This is a genomic window from Stenotrophomonas sp. HMSC10F07 (assembly GCF_001807895.1).
Taxonomy (GTDB): Bacteria; Pseudomonadota; Gammaproteobacteria; order Xanthomonadales; family Xanthomonadaceae; genus Stenotrophomonas; species Stenotrophomonas sepilia.
In genome coordinates this window covers 74,129-76,946 of record NZ_KV791360.1, presented here as the reverse complement: position 1 = coordinate 76,946, position 2,818 = coordinate 74,129, and the positions used below count along the sequence as shown (strand labels likewise).

Here is a 2,818-nt window from a genome sequence, read left to right as displayed (position 1 = left end):
CAGCGGCCGGCATTACTCAGCGGCGGGCCGCTTCGCTCTTGTCGCGCGCGCCGCGGAACTCCGATTCCTTTTCCCACGTCGGCCAGCGGCGGCTGTTGGCCAGCTCGGCACCCAGGTCGTAGACCAGCAGCGTGTCGGCAGCGTGGCCGCTCGGGTCCCAGCTCGGCGTCCAGGCATCACAGGCCTGGTGGTAGCAGTCGGCGAAGTACTTTTCGCGCAGCGCGCGGCCGCCTTCAACGCCACCGTCCAGCTTGTCCAGGCCCGGGCCGATGGTGATCGCCGGCACGCCCAGGCGGGCGAAGGCAAAATGATCGGCACGGTAGAAGAAGCCGGCTTCCAGGTTCGGGTCCGGACTGTAGCTGCGGCCACGGGCCTTGGCCACGCGCTCCAGATCGCCTTCCAACGACACCCGGCCCTTGCCCCACGAGGCAATGTCGCGGGTCGGGCCATCCGGGCTGAACATCTCGATGTTCAGCACCGCAGCGGTCTTGTCCAGCGGCGCCAGCGGGTGCGCAGCATAGTAGCTGGCCCCCAGCAGGCCCTTCTCTTCAGCGGTCAGCGCCACGAAGTACAGCGTGCGCTGTGGCTGCGGGCCGGCAGCGAACACCCGACCCAGCTCCAGCACCGTGGCCACGCCGGTGGCGTTGTCGATCGCACCGCGGCGGATGCGGTCGCCCTTGGCGTCGGGCTGACCGATGCCGAACGCATCCCAGTGCGCGGAGAAGATCACGGCCTCGTCAGCATGTTCACCACCGGGCAGCTTGGCGACCACGTTGCGGGTCACCACCTGTTCGCGCTTGAGCGCGAAATCCACGCTCAATTTCGCGTTGTCCAGTGCCACCGGGCGGAAGTCGGCACGCATCGCCTTGCGCTTCTCCGCATCGAAGTCGAGGCCGGCGTCGGCGAAGATCGCCTCGGCCAGCTCGCGCTGCATCCAGCCGCGCAGCGGGGTGTGCTGCGCCATCGCTTCGGCGTGGCCGCGCTCGATGTCGAACAGCGGCGAAGTGCCCGAGCTCTTTACCGTGGCCCAGCCATACGCGGCCGGCGCGGTCTCGTGCACGATCAGCACGCCTTCGGCACCCCGGCGTGCGGCTTCCTCGAACTTGTAGGTCCACCGGCCGTAGTAGGTCACCGCCTTGCCATCGAACGCGCCCGGCGCGTCGGCCTCGAAGTCGGCGTCGTTGATCAGCACCACGGCGATCTTGCCGTGCAGGTCCACGTCCTTGTAGTCGTTCCAGTGGCGTTCCGGTGCGTCGATGCCGTAGCCGACGAACACCAACGGTGCATCCTTGATCTGCACGCGCTTGCGCGGCTGCAGGCTCTGCAGGGTCACGTCCACGCCATTGGCCAGCGCACGCTTGCCCTGCTTCAGCGACAGGCTGGCCTTGGCCTCACCCTCCAGCTGCGCGCGCACCAGCGGCACTGGCTGCACCCAGCTGCCGTCCACGCCGCCCGGCTGCAGGCCATAGCTGCGGAACTGCTCGATCAGGTACTGCACCGTGCGCTCTTCGCCCTCGGTGGCCGGTGCGCGGCCCTCGAACTCATCCGACGCCAGCACACGCACATGCCGCGACAGTGCCTGCGGATCGATGCCGCCACCCGGCAGGTCGTTGGCCGCATGGGCCAGGCCACCGACAAACAGGCAGGACGACAGCAGCAACACGCGCATCGGATTCACGGCAGTACCACGGCTAGCTTGGAAGTCACCAGAGTGTAACGTGGTCGTGACACCACGGCGCGGCTTGGGCCTGTGTCATCCACGCATGGCGTGGATCTACCTGCTGATGCGATCCAGCCAGCAGGCCAGGCCCTGTGCGTTGAGTTCGATGTCCATCGCCAGCACGGCAATCACCGCCGCATCGTCCAGCGCACAACCATGCTGCTGCGCCCGTTCCAGGTACAGCGCCTGCAGTGCCGCCAGCAGGCAGCGGTGGCGGTCCGGGCGGCCATCGCACTGGCGGCCGATCGCGGCCATCGCATCGATCTGCTCGAACAGGTCCGCAGCCAGTTTTTCCACCTGCTGCACGCGCCCATAGTGGGTCAGGTACATCGCCTGCGGGGCGTAGCCCAGCATGCGTCGGATCGAGGCCTTCATCGCCTCCGGGTCGAACTGCACCGGCGAGGAAGTCGGGAAGATGAAAGCGCCCTGCGCGCTGTCCAGCTCGCGGTAGGAGATGCCGAACGTATCGCCAGTGAACCAGCTGCGGCTGCGCGCATCCCACACGCAATAATGGTGCAGTGCGTGGCCCGGCGTGTGCAGCAGCACCAGTTCGCGGCCAGCGAGATCGATGCGGTGGCCGTCTTCGGCCACCACCACGCGGTGTTCGGGAATCGGCTCGATGCGGCCGTAGCTGCGCGCGATCTCCTCGGCGCCGTACACCGCCGTCGCACCCGCAATCAGCCGGGTCGGGTCGATCATGTGCGGCGCACCGCGCGGATGCAGCACCGCCTTTGCGTTGGGCAGCTGCTGCATCAGCAGTCCGGCGCCGCCGGCGTGGTCCAGGTGCACGTGCGTGAGCAGCAACCAATCCACCGCTTCCACACCCAGGTCGGCATCCGCCAGCGCCTGCAGCATCGCCGGCACAGACAGGCCGGTGCCGCAGTCGACGAAGGCCGCGCGGCCGTTTTCAACGATCAGGTAGGCCGCGTCGAAGTCCGGGCGCTGGAAGCCCGTATCGATCGTGTGGATGCTGGGGTCGGCGGTCATCGGCACGCACCTGGCAGTCTCGGGAACAGACGCCCATGGTAGGCGCGCAGGCGGCCCGGGTTCGATGCGGCTTTGGTCGGGTAGTGCCGGCCGCTGGCCGGCAACCTCGGG

At 68.1% G+C, this 2,818-nt stretch carries 2 protein-coding genes; both read right to left on the bottom strand.

What is annotated here, in order from left to right:
• Positions 1-16: 16 nt before the first annotated feature.
• Positions 17-1,669: a M28 family metallopeptidase gene (locus HMPREF3114_RS07290; protein ID WP_053498772.1), complete on the bottom strand. Its 1,653-nt coding sequence runs from the start codon at positions 1,667-1,669 to the stop codon at positions 17-19.
• A 105-nt stretch (positions 1,670-1,774) separates the two neighbouring features.
• Positions 1,775-2,707, bottom strand: coding sequence for an MBL fold metallo-hydrolase (locus tag HMPREF3114_RS07285; protein WP_053498771.1), 933 nt, complete (start codon positions 2,705-2,707; stop codon positions 1,775-1,777).
• Positions 2,708-2,818 lie beyond the last annotated feature (111 nt).

Bases quoted from the DNA above. Each gene is read 5' to 3' on its own strand.
- HMPREF3114_RS07290 (WP_053498772.1), bottom strand. From the start codon at position 1,669: ATGCGCGTGTTGCTGCTGTCGTCCTGCCTGTTTGTCGGTGGCCTGGCC.
- HMPREF3114_RS07285 (WP_053498771.1), bottom strand. From the start codon at position 2,707: ATGACCGCCGACCCCAGCATCCACACGATCGATACGGGCTTCCAGCGC.